The organism is Aeromicrobium alkaliterrae, from assembly GCF_039529015.1.
Lineage (GTDB): Bacteria > Actinomycetota > Actinomycetes > Propionibacteriales > Nocardioidaceae > Aeromicrobium > Aeromicrobium alkaliterrae.
The window spans coordinates 610,572-625,337 of record NZ_BAAAME010000004.1; the positions used below are offsets into that span (position 1 = coordinate 610,572).

Sequence of the window (14,766 nt, forward strand, 5' to 3'; positions counted from 1 at the left end):
GCTCTCGTGGTGCGGGACAAGCGGCAGGGACGAAGAGCCGGGGTTCGGCCGACCGAACCTGGCCGTTCTCGGTGCTGGGCACGGCAATTGGTCCGGGGACACGGCAAATTTGCCGTGCCCGGGGGCGATTCGCCGTGCCCCGTCCAGATCATCGCGAACCTCAGGTCCGCACCGGTCACCCCACCGTGGACCACCCTGCGGCCCGCGTAGGGTCGGCGGGTGCGCCTCGACCCCTTCCTGCTCCTCCTGCTCGGAGCCGCGGGAATCGGCACGTTCCTGCCCGCGACGGGCGACGGGCTCGACGTCGTCAAGGTCGCCGCGACGGTCACGATCGGCCTGCTCTTCTTCCTCTACGGCACGCGGCTGTCGACCGCCGAGACGCTGCGCAACCTGCGGCACTGGAAGCTGCAGCTCGCGATCATGCTGACGACCTTCGCGTTCTTCCCCGCGCTGGGGCTGGGCGTGCGACTCCTGCCCGAGGCGGTCGTGCCGAGCCCGCTGACGGCCGGCGTGCTGCTGCTGTGCCTGGTGCCGTCGACCGTGCAGGGCTGCGTCGTCTACACCCGCATCGCCCGCGGCAACACCGCCGCCGCGGTCGTCAGCGCCTCGATGTCGAACCTCGTCGGCGTCTTCCTCGTCCCGCTGTACGTCGCGCTGCTGATGGGCGGCGACGCCCACGTCGACGGTGGCGCCGTGCTGCGGATCGTGGCTCAGCTGTTCGCGCCGTTCGTGGCCGGCCAGCTCGTGCGTCCGCTGATCGGCCGGTGGGTGGAGCGCAATGACGGGTGGCTCAAGCGCTTCGACCGCAGCACGATCCTGCTGGTCGTCTACGTCGCGTTCAGCGAGGGCGCGGAGGCCGACATCTGGACCGCCGTGCCGGCGTCGTCGTTCGCGATCGTGGCCGCGATCTGCGCCGTGCTGCTGGCCGTGGCGCTGACCTGGACCACGCTGCTCGGTCGCTGGTGCCGCTTCGAGCGGCCCGACCGGATGGCCCTGCTGTTCTGCGGCTCGACCAAGAGCCTCGCGAGCGGGCTGCCGATGGTCGCCGTGCTGTTCCCCGGATCGACGGCGGCGCTGATCGTGCTGCCGCTCATGATCTACCACCAGATGCAGCTCCTGGTGAGCTCGGTGCTGGCCGAGCGGCTCGGGCGGACGGCCCCCGACGACGACGCCTGAGGCGCCGGTCAGCGGTGCGTCGTGACCGCGAGACTGACGCCCAGGCCGACCATCGAGACCCCGCCGACCGTGCCCACGGCCTGACCCCGGCGGGGCGATCGGGCGAACCACTCGCGCAGGCGGCTCGCGATGAGCGCCCAGAGTCCGTCGGACACCAGGCCGATCACGAACCCGAGCAGGCCGAGGAGCAGCATCTGGACCGGAAGGTGGCCGGCTCCGCGGTCGACGAACTGCGGGAGCACCGCCCCGAAGATCATGAAGGCCTTGGGGTTGGTGATGCCGACGACGAAGCCTTGGCGCACCGCGGTGGCGATGGGCAGGGTCCTCGCGGCGCCGACCTGCGGAGCCGTGAAGTCCGAGCGGTGCCGCAGCGCCTGGACGCCGAGCCAGACCAGGTACGCCGCACCGACGAGCTTGATCACCGTGAAGACCACGATCGACTCGGCCACGACGACGCCAAGCCCCAGGGCGACGGCGGTGATGATGACGAGCAGCCCGAGCGAGTTGCCGACCACGGTGGCCAGGGCGACGGCACGGCCGTAGACCAGCGCGCGGCCGATGACGAAGACGACGCTGGGCCCCGGGATCGCGATCAGCACGAGCGCCGCGAGGCCGAAGGCGAGCATCTGCCCGGTCGTGATCATCAGGCCTCCAGGTGGCGTCGGCAGAAGTCGAGGGCCTCGATCAGGTCGTCCTCGCGGGTGCGGGCGTCGAGCGCCTTGCGGGTGTTGATCTCGACGACGACCTCGCCGGTATATCCGCTGCGGACGACCTCGCCGAGGAACTCCGCGCAGGGCTGGCTACCGCGGCCCGGGATCATGTGCTCGTCCTTGGCGCTGCCCTTGCTGTCGGCGATGTGCACGTGGGCGAGGCGGTCGCCCAGGTCGCGCACCATCTGCACCGGGTCCTGGCGGGCGGTGCCGCTGTGCGACAGGTCGACCGTCACGTGCGCGTAGTCCTGCCCGACCGGGTCCCAGTCGGGGGCGTAGGCCTGGAACTCGCGCCGCCCCGTGCGCCACGGATACATGTTCTCGACGGCGTAGGTGATGCCGTGCTCCACCTCGAGGTCGGCGATGCCCTGGACGAACTCGGCGGCGTACTCGCGCTGCCAGCGGAACGGGGGGTGCACGACGATCGTGTCGCAGCCGACCGCCTGCGCCATGTCGGCGGCGCGGTGCAGCTTGCCCCATGGCTCGGTGCCCCAGACCCGCTGGGTCAGCAGCAGCGTCGGCGCGTGCACCGACACGACGGGGATCTCGTGAAACTCCGCGAGGCGCGCGACGGCGTCGATGTCGGCGCTGACCTCGTCGGTGCCGACCATGATCTCCACGCCGTCGTACCCGATGCGGGCGGCGGCCTCGAAGGCGCTGGCCGTCGATCCGGGATAGACCGACGACGTCGACAGCGAGACGCGCACGGGGGTGGACACGACCTCCAGCCTAGGCCCGCGGCCCAGCCCGTGGGCGGGCGATCAGCTGAAGACGACGGTGCGGGGGCCGTTCAGGAGGACGCGGGACTCCGCGTGCAGCGCCACGGCGCGCGAGAGGGTGCGGGCCTCGACGTCGCGGCCGACGCGGGCCAGGTCGGCCGGGGTCATGCGGTGGTCGACCCGCTGGACCTCCTGGTCGATGATCGGCCCCTCGTCGAGGTCGGCGGTGACGTAGTGGGCCGTCGCACCGATCAGCTTGACCCCGCGGTCGTGCGCCTGGTGGTACGGCCGCGCGCCCTTGAAGCTCGGCAGGAAGCTGTGGTGGATGTTGATCGCGCGGCCCGACAGCGAGCGGCACAGGTCGTCACTGAGGATCTGCATGTACCGCGCCAGCACGACCAGGTCGACGTCGAGCTCCGCGACGAGCCGCAGCACCGTGGCCTCGGCCGCGGCCTTGTCGCCCGTGGGCACGTGGTGGAACGGCACGCCGTAGGTGCTCGCGAGGCGCTCGAGGTCGCGGTGGTTCGAGACCACCGCAGGGACCTCGATCGGCAGGGCGCCCGTGCTCTGGCGGTAGAGCAGGTCGTTGAGGCAGTGCCCCTCCTTCGAGACCATCACGAGCGTGCGCGTGGGCTGCTCGGCGACGACGAGGTGGAAGCGCATCGCGTGCTCGGCCGCGACCGGCACGAACGACGCCCGCAGCGCCTCGACCGGCTCCGGGTGGTCGAAGTGGACCCGCAGGAAGAACTCGCTGTCAGCCGTGTCGGTGAACTGCTGGCTGTCGAGGATGTTGCCGCCCGACTCCGCGATCCAGCGGGTCACGGCGTAGACCAGTCCGGCCCGGTCGGGGCACGTCAAGGTCAGCACGATGGTCGTCGACATGGGTGGTCCGATCAGAGGTGGTCGATGCGTTCGAGCAGCACGCCCTCGCGCAGCGCCCACGGGCAGATCTCGAGCCGCTCCAGGCCGAACAGGCTCATCGTGGCGTCGGCGACGAGCGCCCCGGCGAGGAGCTGGTGCGCACGGTCGGCGGAGACGCCCGGCAGGTCGGCGACCTCGTCGACGCTGAGCTCGCGCAGCTTGTCGACGAGGATCGTGAGGTCGGCGTGGGTCAGGGACCGGCGCACGAACGAGCCGTCGCCCGACGGGGCCGCCCCGCACACGCGGGCCAGGGAGCGGAAGGTCTTGCTGGTCGCGACGGCGTGGTCGAAGGCACCCGCGCGCAGGATGGGCCCGGCGCCGGCCGCGATCTCGGCCCGCACGTGCTTGCGCAGGTCCTCGACGGAACGGCCGGCCTCGACCCAGTCGCGGGTCAGGCGGCCCGCGCCGAGCGGCAGCGAGTAGGCGACGTCGGGGGTCTCGTCGGCACCTGCGGCGATCTCGAGCGACCCGCCACCGATGTCGAACACGCCCATGCGCCCCGCGGACCAGCCGAACCAGCGGCGCACCGCCAGGAACGTCAGGCGGGCCTCGTCGTCACCCGCGAGCACCTGCAGGTCGAGCCCGGTGGCCTCGTTGACCTGCGCGATGACCTCCTCGGCGTTGCTCGCCTCGCGCACCGCGGAGGTGGCGAAGGCCATGACCTCCGAGCAGCCCTGGTCCTCGGCGGCTCGCTTGGCCTCCTGGCAGAACGCCACGAGTCGGCGGACGCCCTCGTCGGACACCGAGCCGTGCTCGAGGTGCTCCGCGAGCCGCAGGGGCTCCTTGTAGGAGTAGGCCGCAACGGGAGGACCACCACGGAAGGCGTCGACCACGAGGAGGTGCCCCGTGTTCGAGCCGATGTCGAGAACGCCCATGCGCATGGCAAACATCGTCCCACGGGGGTCGGTCGCCCGACGTAGAGTGGCCGCACCATGCCCGAAGTCGACCTCGGATTCCCCCGCTCGTGGGTGGAGTTCACCAATCCGGACGACGCCTCCGAGGTGTTCCGCTGCGACCTGACGTGGCTCACGTCGCGCTGGACCTGCATCTTCGGTGCCGGCTGCCCCGGCATCTACGAGTCCAGCCCTGACGCCGGCTGCTGCACGCTCGGCGCGCACTTCGCCGACGACGAGGACCACGACACCGTGGCCACGTTCGTGGACCGCCTCACGCCGGAGCGCTGGGAGCGCCACGACGAGGGCGTCACGAACGGCTGGACCGAGCGCGACGACGACGGCGACCTCAAGACGCGTGCCGTCGGCGGCGCCTGCATCTTCCACAACTCCCGGGGCTTCGCGGGCGGCTACGGCTGCGCGCTGCACGGCCTGGCGCTGGCCGAGGGCATCGAGCCGCTCGAGGCGAAGCCGCAGGTCTGCTGGCAGCTGCCGCTGCGCCGGCAGTTCCGCGAGGTCGACCCGGGCGACGGCGAGGAGTACACCGAGGTCACGATCGGCGAGTACGTGCGCGCCGGCTGGGGTCCGGGCGGGGCCGATCTCGACTGGTACTGCTCGTCCAACACCGACGCCCACGTCGGGCTCCAGCCCGTCTACCTCGCCAACCGGGCCGAGCTCGTCGCGCTGATGGGGGCTGACGGGTACGCCGAGCTCGCGCGTCACTGCGAGGCGTTCGAGGCAGCGGGCATCCCGGTGCCCCACCCCGCGTCCCAGCCCCAGGGCTGAGCCGCGGGAGCGCCTGGTTAGGTGACCCTGAGAAGTCCGGAACGGTCCGCTCGGGCGACACTGAGGCATGCATCTCGACCACGTGACGTTCGCCGTGGGGCCCCAGGGGCTCGACGCCACGACCGAGAAGCTCGGGTCCCAGCTGGGCTCGACCTTCATCGACGGCGGCGTGCACCCGCGCTTCGGCACCCGCAACCGCATCCTCCCGCTGGCCAACCGCCAGTACCTGGAGGTCGTGGAGGTCCTGGACCACCCGGCGGCGGACAAGATGGCGTTCGGCCAGGTCGTGCGTGAGCGCTCCGAGGCCGGCGGTGGCTGGTTGCACTGGTGCCTCGCGGTCGAGGAGCTGGCCGAGGTCGAGCAGCGGATGGGGCGTCACGCGGTGCCCGGCAACCGTCGCCGCCCCGACGGCTTCAACCTCGAGTGGCACCAGATCGGCACGAGCTCGATGAAGGCCGACCCGCAGCTGCCCTACGTGACCCGCTGGGACATCGCGCCCGAGGAGCACCCCTCGCAGGCGGTGCCGAGCGACATCGAGCTGGTCCAGATGGAGATCGCCGGCGACCCGCAGCGCGTCGCCGACTGGCTCGGCGAGAAGGTCTTCGACGCCCTGGAGTCGATCAAGGTCGACTGGGCCGCCCCGAACGCGATGCCCGGCATCCTCGCCATCACCTTCCGCACCCCGAACGGCGACGTCCGCATCTGAGGTCGGCGGCTGGGGCACCTCCCGGGTGCGGCTCAGCGTAGAGCTGAGGACAAGCGGCCACGGACCAGCACCGTGGGCACCGCGGCGGTCACCCGACCGCCTCCCGCACGATGTGGTCACTCCGGACACGCTTTCGGCCCGATTCCGTGACCCAACTGACCACATCTGGCGGCCCGGCGAGATGTGTCGAGTTTGGGCCCGTTCTGACGCCGAGAATGGGCTCAAAGTCGTCACATCTCGGCGGGGACCATCGGCTGGTGTCCGTGGCCGCTTGTCCGGCACCACCTGCCGCGGTCAGCCGACGGAACCCCCGTCAGTGGTTGCTGCGGGACATGGCGGGCTGGTCCTCGCGGGGGCCGGAGTTGCTCGCGGGCTCGAAGGAGTCGGCAACGGCCTCGGCCCAGTCGCGCGCCCAGTCCTCGGGCGGGGTGGTCAGCAGCTGCTCGGGCTCGAGCCACTCGTAGAGGTCGTGGTAGGTCCGGGTGACCTGCGGGTCGACCCGGCGGAAGAGCTTGCGCGGGTTGAGCTGGTCGAAGTCGTCGAGCCCCATCGAGGCGACGATCTGGCGCGCGGAGTTGACGGTCTTCTCCTGGTACTGGAAGACGCGGTGCTTCTTGTCGTCCACGACGAGGGCCCGCGCGCGCTGGGGGTCCTGCGTCGCGACGCCGACGGGGCACGTGTTGGTGTGGCAGGTCTGCGCCTGGATGCAGCCGATCGCGAACATCATCGCCCGGGCGGACATCGTGAAGTCCGCTCCCTGGCAGATGCGCTTGACGATGTCGATGCCCGTCGCGACCTTGCCGCTGGCGCCGATCCGCACCTCGTGGCGCAGGCCCACGCCGACCAGCGCGTTGTGCACGAACATCAGCGCCTCGGTCAGCGGCATGCCGACGTGGTCCTCGAACTCGACCGGTCCGGCGCCCGTGCCGCCCTCCGAGCCGTCGACGATGATGAAGTCCGGGGCGCTCCCCCGCTCGAGCATCGCCTTGCAGATGGCCAGGAACTCGCGGCGTGAGCCGATGCAGATCTTGAAGCCGACGGGCTTGCCGCCGCTGAGCTCGCGGAGCCGCGCGATGAAGTCGACGAGCTCCAGCGGGGTCGAGAACTCCGGGTGCACCGGCGGCGAGACGACCGTCGTGCCGACCGGCACTCCCCGCGCCTCGGCGACCTCGGCGTTGACCTTGGTGCCCGGCAGCAGCCCACCGAGGCCGGGCTTGGCGCCCTGGGAGATCTTGATGTTGATCGCCTTGACCTGGTCGAGCTGGGCCCGCTCCGCGAAGGCGTCGGGGTCGAAGCGCCCCTCGGGCGTGCGGCAGCCGAAGTAGCCCGACGCGACCTCCATGACGAGGTCGCCGCCGTGCTTGGTGTGGTGGCGCGAGATCGATCCCTCGCCGGTGTCGTGCGCGAACCCGCCCATCGCGGCACCGGCGTTGAGCGCCTCGATCGCGTTGCCGGACAGCGAGCCGAAGCTCATGGCCGACACGTTCAGCAGGGCGATGTCGTACGGCTGGGTGCAGTGGCGCCCGCCGAGCCGCACCCGCGGCTGCGGGGTGTCGGGCTTGGGCCGGGCGCGCATCGAGTGCGCGACGAACTCGTAGCCGACCGCGTTGACGTCGCGCTCGGTGCCGAACGGTTCCTCGCCGTGGTTGCCCTTGGCCCGGTCGTAGACGAGGTCGCGGGTCTCGCGGTCGAACGGCATGCCCTCGGTGTTGGACTCGACGAAGTACTGCTGGATCTCGGGGCGGATGTGCTCCAGCAGGAAGCGTGCGTGGCCCGCGATGGGGTAGTTGCGGGTGATGCTGTGCCGGGTCTGCACGAGGTCGTAGAAGCCGACGACCGCGAGGGCGAGCGCCGCCAGCCCCACGATGTCGAAGAACCACTTCTCGGTGGTCAGACCGAGGGCGAGGGACCCTGCGCCGAGCAGCAGGACCATCACGACGACGAGCACGCGCTTCACCTCGTCAGCATGGCACCGCGCACCCGCGCGCGCACACCGCGCCGGGATGTCGGTGCGGCGACCTAGGGTGGTCGCCATGGCGACCACCAAGGCCGGGTCCGGCAAGGCGGCACGTCCCGCGTATCGCTGCGCCGAGTGCGGCTGGACCACGTCCAAGTGGGTCGGCCGCTGCGGCGAGTGCCAGGCCTGGGGCACGGTCGACGTCGCCGGGGGCGAGCGCGCCGCCGGCCGCACCGCCGCTGCTGCCGTCACGCGCCCGGCGGTCCCGATCGGGCAGGTGCTGACCGAGGAGGCTCGCGCCGTCACCTCCGGCATCCCCGAGCTCGACCGCGTGCTCGGCGGCGGCGTCGTGCCCGGCGCCGTGCTCCTGATGGCCGGCGAGCCCGGCGTCGGCAAGTCCACGCTGCTGCTCGAGGCCGCGGCCCGCTGGGCCCGCGCCGGCCGGCGCACGCTGTACGTCTCGGGCGAGGAGTCCGCCGCCCAGGTCCGCTTGCGCGCCGAGCGCATGGACGCCGTCGCCGACGAGCTCTACCTCGCGGCCGAGACAGACCTCGGGGCCCTGCTCACGCACGTCGAGCAGGTGCAGCCGAGCCTCCTGATCGTCGACTCGGTGCAGACCATCGGGTCGGCCGACGTCGACGGCGTCCCCGGCGGCGTCACGCAGGTGCGCGAGGTCGCCGCAGCGGTCATCGGCCGCGCCAAGACCGCCAACATCGCCACCCTGCTCGTCGGCCACGTCACGAAGGACGGCTCGGTCGCCGGTCCGCGCGTCCTGGAGCACCTGGTCGACGTCGTGCTGCAGTTCGAGGGCGACCGCGCGTCACGGCTGCGGCTCCTGCGGGCGGTCAAGAACCGCTTCGGTCCGGTCGACGAGATCGGCTGCTTCGACCTCACGAGCGACGGCATCGTCGAGGTGCCCGACCCCACCGGCCTGTTCGTCTCACGCCACGAGCAGCCCGTCGCGGGCACGTGCGTCACGGTCACGATGGAGGGCCGCCGCCCCCTGCTGGCCGAGGTGCAGGCCCTCACCGTCGCCGCCACCTCCGGCGGCAACCCGCGCCGCACGTCCAGCGGGCTCGACGGCCAGCGCGTCGCGATGATCCTGGCGGTGCTGACCAAGCACGTCAACGTCCCCGTGCAGCAGCTCGACGTCTACACCGCCTCGGTCGGCGGCGCCCGTCTCGTCGAGCCGTCGGTCGACCTGGCCACCGCAGTGGCGCTGGCGTCCGCCGTCAGCGACCGTCCCTGCCCGACCGACCTCGTCGCGATCGGCGAGGTCGGCCTCGCGGGCGAGGTCCGCCCCGTCCGCGAGCTCGGCGCGCGCCTGCGCGAGGCCTCCCGCATCGGCTTCAAGCGCGCGATCGTGCCCGCCGGCAGCGACCTCACCGGCGTGCCGCCCTCGCTCACGGTGGCCAAGGTCGGCGACGTCGCCACGGCCGTGCGCGCGGCGCTGTCCTGACCCCGGCGCCATCGAGGGTCCGCACTGCGCCGGCGGGCACCTACACTGGCGGCTGTGCCGAACCCACCCGACCTCAGGACCGTGCTGGCGTCCGTCGCGCCCGGCACCGAGCTGCGTGAGGGCCTGCAGCGCATCCTGCGCGGCCGCACGGGCGCTCTCGTCGTGATCGGCCAGGACAAGCAGATCGAGTCGCTCTCGACCGGCGGGTTCGTCCTCGACGTCCCGTTCTCGGCCACCGGCGTGCGCGAGCTGGCCAAGATGGACGGCGCGATCATCCTCGACGCCCAGGCCGAGCGCATCCTGCGCGCAGGCGTGCACCTCATGCCCGACCCCAGCATCCCCACCGTCGAGTCCGGCACGCGTCACCGCACCGCCGACCGCGTGGCCCGTCAGACCGGCCTGCCGGTCATCTCGGTGTCGGCCTCGATGCACACCATCGCGGTCTACAGCGGCGAGGTCCGCCACGTCCTGGAGGAGTCGGCCGCCATCATCGGCCGCGCCGACCAGGCGCTGCAGACGCTCGAGCGCTACCGCCACCGGCTCGACGAGGTCGCCGACTCCCTGTCGGCGCTCGAGATCGAGGACCTCGTGACGGTGCGCGACGTCGCCCAGGTCGCCCAGCGTCTCGAGATGGTCGACCGCATCGCGCGCGAGATCGACGCCTACGTCCTCGAGCTCGGCGTCGAGGGCCGCCTGCTGTCGCTGCAGCTCGACGAGCTCGTCAGCGGCGTGCAGAACGAGCGCGAGCTGCTGATCCGCGACTACATGCCTCGCGGCCGTCGTGCGCGCCCCACCGCGCAGGTCCTCGGTGACCTCGAGGCCGTCGACGCGCCCGACCTGGTCGACCTCGGCCGCATCGCCCGCGCGATGCGCATCGGCACCGACGACACCCTCGACGCTCCGCTCTCCCCGCGCGGACACCGCATGCTGGCGCGGGTCCCCCGCATCCCGGCCACGGTCGCCGAGCGCGTCGTCGACCACTTCGGCTCGCTGCAGAAGCTGCTGGCGGCCAGCGTCGACGACCTCACCTCGGTCGACGGCGTCGGCGAGCTCCGCGCCAAGAGCCTGCGCGAGGGCCTGTCACGCCTGGCCGACTCGAGCATCCTCGAGCGCTACGTCTGACCCCCGACCCTGGCTGAGGTACTCCCTTCGAGGCTCGTCGTTCCTCCTCGCACCTCAGGGAGCGAACGGGCGTCGCGGCGGGTGCGACGGAGGTCGAGGAGCACGACGACGAGCGCGATCAGCAGGAATCCGAGGGCCACGGCGGTCGAGCGGGCGAGCGCCTTGGTGTGCAGGTCCGCCGAGGCGGTCGTGAGCGTCGCCCCCGACCCGTAGACCACGGCGTAGTACGCCATCGACGCGGTCGCGACGCCGAGGCTGTTGGCGACGCGCTGCCCCAGCTGGCCGATCGACGACGCAGCGCTCCCCTGCTCGCGCGGGACGTCCTGCAGCGTCATCGAGTGGTTGGGCGAGACCACGAACCCGGCGCCGAGCCCGCTGAGCAGCTGCAGGGCGGGCAGTGCCGTCACGACCAGGAGCGTGGAGGGGCCGGACAGCAGGATCGCGACGGTGCCGAGCACGCTGACGAGCGTCAGCAGCATCCCGGTCACGCTGAGCGCACGGCCCCAGCGCTGCACGACCCGACCGCCGACCCAGGCCCCGACGACCGAGGTCGCCGACGACGGCAGCATCAGCAGGCCGGCCACGAACGGGGAGAGCCCCTGGGCCTGCTGGAGATGGATCAAGAGCCCCAGGTTGACGCCCGGACCGCTGGCGAACCAGGTCAGGGAGACCAGCACTCCGGTGCGGAAGCTCGGGATGCGGAGCAGATCGGGATCGATGACCGCGGCGCGACCGTCCGCGACCCGGCGGCGGCTGCGGCGCACGAACGCCACGGCCAGCAGCACCGCCGGCAGGAGCGCCAGCCAGCGCAGCTCGACGTCGCCGGGCCGCCCCGTCGTGAAGATCAGGGGCGCCAGCAGCAGCACGAGCGCGATGCTGCCGAGCCCGAGCCCCAGCACGTCGAGGTCGGGGCGCAACGTCCGGTCAGCGCGCGCCGGGCCCACGGCGGGCAGCAGGCGGTGGGCGGCCACGAGCAGCCCCACCACGACCGGCAGGTTCAGCACGAACACGCCGCGCCAGCCGAGCAGCGGCGTCGTGATCAGCAGTCCGCCGACCGTCGGGCCCAGCGCCGTCGCGAGGCTGACGCAGACCCCGTACGTGCCGAACGCGCGCCCCCGCTCGGCCGGGGCGAACAGGTGCTGGACGAGACCCATCATCTGCGGCATCAGCAGGCCGGCCGACACCCCCAGCAGAGCGCGACCCAGCACCAGGACGGGCGCGGTCGGCGCGATCGCGCACAGCAGGCTGGCCGCCAGCGAGAGCCACAGACCCACGTAGACGAGCTGGATGCGTCGACCGCCGTCACCCAGGCGACCGGCAGGCACCAGCGTCACGGCGAAGGCCACGACGTACGCCGCCGAGACGAGCTGGATCCAGACGGGTCCGGCGCCGAGGGCCCGCTCGATCGAGGGGATCGCGATCGTGACCTTGTGGATGTCGAGCAGCAGCATGCCCGCCGTGACCCCGCAGAGGATCAGGACGGCCGCGCGGTTGACGCTGCTCGCGACCGGGGTCGACGTGGTCATGACACGGCACCGGCGGTGCGGACCGAGGTCCGCACCGCCGGGGTCAGCCGTGGGCCGGGGCTCACGCCTCCTGCAGCAGCTTGGTGTTGTCGACGAGCTTGACGAAGTCGTTCTCGCCGCCGATCAGGCCCCAGCTCGCGACCCAGTCGACCGTGCGGTTGAAGTGGTCCTCCGGGTACGGGCCGGCGTGGATGTACCGCAGGCGGCCGAGCTTGAAGTCCTCGGGCTGCAGCTCCTCGCCCTCGGCGGCGGCCGTGGCGATCAGGTGCTTCAGGTACGGGCGGATGTCGGTGCGGATCAGGTCGACGGCGCGGTTCACGGCGCGGTTGATCTTGGTGAACTCGTCGTCGGTCAGCGAGTCGCCGGCGATCTCGGCGCCGAAGTAGTGGCCCTCGGTCAGGATCTTGTACCCGGCCTTCTCGGCGACCGTGATCCACGGCTCCATGACCGCGACCGCGTCGATGTCGCCGTCGCGCAGGGCCTGGAAGCGGCCCTTGCCCTTGATGCCGACCAGGTTGATGTCGGTGCGCGCGAGGAAGCCCTCGAGCAGCTGCAGCACGAGGTAGTGCGAGCCGTGGTGGAAGTTGACGCCGACACGGACGCCCGCGAGGTCGCCCGGGACCTCGTACGGCGAGTCCGGGCGGACGATGATCGCCTGGCTGGCGACGGCCGAGCGGCGCGCCACGACCTTGCCGGAGACCTGGCTGTCCTGCGAGCGGCGCAGCTGGCCCCACTCGCACGCGTTGTAGAGCTGCGACTGGCCGGCCTCGAACAGCTTGAAGCTGCTGAAGGAGGAGACGGCGTCGGGGCGCTCGATGAAGCGGAGCTCGGTCTCCTCGTTGGCGCGCTCACGGATGAGCTCGACGTCCAGACCCTCGTCGGCGAAGAACCCCTCCTCCTCGGCGACGTAGTACGGGAGGTAGAAGACGGCGCCTGCCGCCTCGATCTTGATGGTCATGGGACTCCTTGGGTGGTGACAGGGGCTGTCGTGTCGCTGTCGTGGTCGTGGGGCGCGAGCCCGTAGAAGCACGCACCGCACACTAGAAGATCTAACAGGGCGTTCGTAAAAGTTTCATATAATGAGATGAGCATCCTTCACCGTGGACCCCGTCCTACGGTTCCCGTGCACGATGACGCCGAATCCGTCGGCGTCGGCACGACGAGAGATGAGTCCCCGACGATGAAGCGCCACCCCCGACGCGCTGGCACGGCCCTCCTGGCCGGCCTGGTCTCCGCCACCCTGCTGCTGTCCGCCTGCGGCACCGGCGGCTCCGAGGCCGCCGGTTCCGAGGACCCGATCCAGGGCGGCACGCTCAAGTACCGCTCGACCAACGTCCAGTCCGCCGACCCGGCCGCCAACACGGGCTACGGTCCGGTCGTGCCGCTGCGCGGCTTGGTCGACTCGCTGGTCTTCAACGCCTACGACGGCTCGTTCGAGCCCTGGCTCGCGACCGAGTGGACCGTCAACGAGAACGCGACGCGCTACGAGTTCACGCTGCGTGACGGCGTGACCTTCAGCAACGGCGAGGTCCTGGACGCGGCCGCCGTCAAGGCGAGCTTCGACGCGCTGCGCGCCCAGGGTGCCAAGTACGCGGTCGTGAACTCCTGGATCGGCAACCTCAAGGAGATCACCACGCCGGATGCGCAGACGGTCGTCTTCGACTTCAACGCCCCGAACTCCTCGTTCCTGCAGGCCGTCTCGACGACCTCGCTCGGCATCGTGGCGCCCGAGACGTCGGCGCTCTCCTTCGACCAGCGCCAGGAGGGGCTCACGATCATCGGATCGGGCGCCTTCACCCTGAGCGAGAACAACGGCGACGAGGGCTACGTCCTGACGCGCCGCGACGACTACGCCTGGGCGCCGGCCGTCGCCGAGAACCAGGGCGCGGCCTACCTCGACACGATCGAGGTGTTCACCACGCCCGACAACAGCATCGCCGCCGCCGAGCTGCGCGCCGGCAACCTCGACCTGCTGCACAACACCGAGCCGGCCGACAAGACCGACTTCGCCGCCAGCGACGAGATCACGATCCGCACGGAGCCGCTGCCCGGCAGCGCGCTCGGCTTCGTCGTGAACACCGACGTGCCCGGCCTCGACGACGTCGAGGTCCGCCGGGCCCTGGCCCTCGGCATCGACCGTGACGCCGTGCTCGAGCGCGCCTCGACGATCGACGTCGCCCCGACCAGTGCGTTCACCGCGAGCAACCCCTTCTACACCGACCAGGCGGACCTGATCTCGAGCGACGCCAAGGAGGCCGCGCAGATCCTCGACGACGCCGGCTGGGAGGTCGGCAGCGACGGCGTCCGCGAGAAGGATGGCAACCGCCTCTCCTTCGAGCTGATCTACGGCGCCTCGACGGTCTCGCACGAGCCGAACCTGGCGGTCGTGCAGTCGCAGTGGAAGGACCTCGGCGTCGAGCTGAAGTTCAACAGCCTGACCCCGGCCGAGCTCAACCAGCGCCAGATCTCCGGCGACTACGCGCTGACCTGGGCCTCGAGCACCCGGCCCGACACCGACGCGCTGCGCACGAACTACAAGGGCCTCGACCCCGAGCTCGACGCGCTGTTCACCGAGATCCTCGCCGAGCCCGACTTCGAGGGCCGCAAGTCGCTCGCCGCCGAGGCCTCGGAGCTGATCCTGACCGAGGCGTACTACCTGCCGCTGTACGACTTCATCCAGCCGCTGGCGTACCGCAACACGACGAAGCTCCCGACGTTCGAGGCGAGCCACATCCCGTGGCTCGGTGACGTCTGGCTCGACAAGGCGTGACCTTCACCGGAGGGGGGGGGC

13 protein-coding genes are annotated in these 14,766 nt (G+C 71.5%); 6 read left to right on the plus strand and 7 right to left on the minus strand.

Annotated elements, in window-relative coordinates:
* Positions 1–219: 219 nt before the first annotated feature.
* Positions 220–1,176, plus strand: coding sequence for a bile acid:sodium symporter family protein (locus ABD127_RS11055; protein WP_344201239.1), 957 nt, complete (start codon positions 220–222; stop codon positions 1,174–1,176).
* 8 nt (positions 1,177–1,184) lie between these two features.
* Here the strand turns inward: ABD127_RS11055 and ABD127_RS11060 are convergent, their stop codons facing one another.
* From ABD127_RS11060 to ABD127_RS11075, 4 genes are read right to left on the minus strand one after another with little or no spacing between them, the layout of a single operon-like run.
* A complete protein-coding gene (locus tag ABD127_RS11060; RefSeq protein WP_344201241.1) occupies positions 1,185–1,820 on the minus strand; it encodes a LysE family translocator in 636 nt (211 codons plus the stop codon).
* Positions 1,820–2,605, minus strand: coding sequence for a sugar phosphate isomerase/epimerase family protein (locus tag ABD127_RS11065; RefSeq protein ID WP_344201244.1), 786 nt, complete (start codon positions 2,603–2,605; stop codon positions 1,820–1,822). Before ABD127_RS11065 ends, ABD127_RS11060 begins: the two co-directional genes overlap by 1 nt.
* Before the next feature lie 42 nt (positions 2,606–2,647).
* Positions 2,648–3,487, minus strand: coding sequence for a formyltetrahydrofolate deformylase (purU, locus tag ABD127_RS11070; RefSeq protein WP_344201246.1), 840 nt, complete (start codon positions 3,485–3,487; stop codon positions 2,648–2,650).
* 11 nt (positions 3,488–3,498) lie between these two features.
* The gene (locus ABD127_RS11075) at positions 3,499–4,407 is read right to left on the minus strand and encodes a Ppx/GppA phosphatase family protein (RefSeq protein ID WP_344201249.1); all 909 of its coding nucleotides are present in this window, start codon (positions 4,405–4,407) and stop codon (positions 3,499–3,501) included.
* A 51-nt stretch (positions 4,408–4,458) separates the two neighbouring features.
* Between ABD127_RS11075 and ABD127_RS11080 the strand changes: the two genes are divergently transcribed.
* Both ABD127_RS11080 and ABD127_RS11085 read left to right on the plus strand, forming a co-directional pair.
* On the plus strand, positions 4,459–5,205 hold the full coding sequence (locus tag ABD127_RS11080; protein ID WP_344201250.1) for a DUF3109 family protein: 747 nt from the start codon (positions 4,459–4,461) through the stop codon (positions 5,203–5,205).
* Positions 5,206–5,272: 67 nt separating this feature from the next.
* Positions 5,273–5,911: a VOC family protein gene (locus ABD127_RS11085; protein WP_344201252.1), complete on the plus strand. Its 639-nt coding sequence runs from the start codon at positions 5,273–5,275 to the stop codon at positions 5,909–5,911.
* A gap of 313 nt (positions 5,912–6,224) precedes the next feature.
* Here the strand turns inward: ABD127_RS11085 and ABD127_RS11090 are convergent, their stop codons facing one another.
* The gene (locus ABD127_RS11090; RefSeq protein WP_344201254.1) at positions 6,225–7,868 is read right to left on the minus strand and encodes an FMN-binding glutamate synthase family protein; all 1,644 of its coding nucleotides are present in this window, start codon (positions 7,866–7,868) and stop codon (positions 6,225–6,227) included.
* Between the two features lie 76 nt (positions 7,869–7,944).
* Between ABD127_RS11090 and radA the strand changes: the two genes are divergently transcribed.
* Together radA and disA are read left to right on the plus strand one after the other, a co-directional pair.
* Positions 7,945–9,327, plus strand: coding sequence for a DNA repair protein RadA (gene radA / locus ABD127_RS11095; protein ID WP_344201257.1), 1,383 nt, complete (start codon positions 7,945–7,947; stop codon positions 9,325–9,327).
* 45 nt (positions 9,328–9,372) lie between these two features.
* Positions 9,373–10,449, plus strand: coding sequence for a DNA integrity scanning diadenylate cyclase DisA (disA, locus tag ABD127_RS11100; RefSeq protein ID WP_425545824.1), 1,077 nt, complete (start codon positions 9,373–9,375; stop codon positions 10,447–10,449).
* On the opposite strand, the gene ABD127_RS11105 is transcribed toward disA, so the two are convergent.
* Together ABD127_RS11105 and ABD127_RS11110 are read right to left on the minus strand one after the other, a co-directional pair.
* Positions 10,440–11,975 (minus strand): MFS transporter, encoded by a 1,536-nt coding sequence (locus tag ABD127_RS11105; protein WP_344201263.1) that lies wholly within the window; start codon positions 11,973–11,975, stop codon positions 10,440–10,442. The genes disA and ABD127_RS11105 overlap by 10 nt on opposite strands.
* A 61-nt stretch (positions 11,976–12,036) precedes the next feature.
* Positions 12,037–12,933: an ABC transporter substrate-binding protein gene (locus ABD127_RS11110; RefSeq protein WP_344201266.1), complete on the minus strand. Its 897-nt coding sequence runs from the start codon at positions 12,931–12,933 to the stop codon at positions 12,037–12,039.
* A 222-nt stretch (positions 12,934–13,155) separates the two neighbouring features.
* Here ABD127_RS11110 and ABD127_RS11115 point away from each other — a divergent pair, with 222 nt between their 5' ends.
* Positions 13,156–14,745 carry an ABC transporter substrate-binding protein gene (locus ABD127_RS11115; protein WP_344201269.1) on the plus strand — a complete coding sequence of 530 codons (1,590 nt, stop codon included), beginning with the start codon at positions 13,156–13,158 and terminating at the stop codon, positions 14,743–14,745.
* Positions 14,746–14,766 lie beyond the last annotated feature (21 nt).